The sequence below is a fragment of the Streptococcus mitis bv. 2 str. SK95 genome (genome assembly GCF_000222705.1).
Classification (GTDB): domain Bacteria; phylum Bacillota; class Bacilli; order Lactobacillales; family Streptococcaceae; genus Streptococcus; species Streptococcus mitis_AY.
Genome location: NZ_AFUB01000032.1, coordinates 1 through 520, shown reverse-complemented (window position 1 = coordinate 520; position 520 = coordinate 1). Strand labels below are relative to the sequence as shown.

Below are 520 nucleotides of genomic sequence, written 5' to 3'. Positions count from 1 at the left end.
AAGGATGGACATGTCCTTCTTTACGGAAGTCCGGGAACAGGGAAGACCACCTTCCTTCAGACAGCTGGTATGGACTTGGCTCGCAAATTCAGTCCCAAGGCTCTTACCATGTACTTGATGGACTTTGGGACCAATGGTTTGGCGCCCTTGTCCAAGCTTCCGCAGGTGGCAGACACCATGCTTTTGGATCAGGCAGAGAAGATTTCTAAGTTTGTGCGGATCATGGAGCGCGAACTTAATCGTCGTAAGAAACTCCTAGCGGACTATGGTGTAGGGACTTTAGAGCTCTACCGAGAGGCTAGTGGTCAGCAAGAGCCGGCTATTGTTATCCTCTTAGATAGCTATGAGGCCATCAAGGAGGAGGCTTATGAGGCAGAACTCTTTAAACTTTTGGTGCGCATCTCTCGTGAAGGTCTCAGCATCGGGGTGCATCTCTTGATGACAGCGAGTCGACAGTCCAACCTTCGGGCTCAACTCTACTCGAACTTCAAGCACCAGTTGAGCCTTCCACAGAATGATG

The 520-nt window shown here is 50.4% G+C and carries 1 protein-coding gene; it reads left to right on the top strand.

Features of this window, described 5'->3' with window-relative positions; genetic code table 11:
• A partial coding sequence (locus HMPREF9965_RS06860; protein WP_000574507.1) for an FtsK/SpoIIIE domain-containing protein occupies window positions 1-520 on the top strand: 520 nt, incomplete at both ends.